Below are 277 nucleotides of genomic sequence, written 5' to 3'. Positions count from 1 at the left end.
AAATCATCTAACTTTTTAAATATTTTATTTAAAATTTCTTGAGATGTATAAGATTGCTTGCATAATTTTGAAAGGGTTTTAATTAATCTTTCCTCATCAAATCTTTGTCCTAAAGAGTTAGAAGTATCAATTACTCCATCTGTATAATAAAGAACTAAATCGTTTTGATTAAGCTTGATTTCACCACAATGATACTCAGCATCTTTTTGTAGTCCAAGTACAAATCCTTTTGCATCCAATTTAATAATTTTCTGATCTGAACTTTTCCAAAGTAGAG

The 277-nt window shown here is 27.1% G+C and carries 1 protein-coding gene; it reads right to left on the bottom strand.

Annotated elements, in window-relative coordinates:
• On the bottom strand, nucleotides 1-277 hold a 277-nt coding region (locus AMO19_RS05160; RefSeq protein ID WP_179850518.1), incomplete at both ends, for a PP2C family protein-serine/threonine phosphatase.

Origin of the sequence: Prochlorococcus marinus, assembly GCF_001180245.1 — a bacterium.
GTDB lineage: Bacteria > Cyanobacteriota > Cyanobacteriia > PCC-6307 > Cyanobiaceae > Prochlorococcus_A > Prochlorococcus_A marinus_F.
The sequence above is the reverse complement of the archived record's forward strand: the minus strand, read 5'-3'. Positions and strand labels throughout refer to the sequence as shown.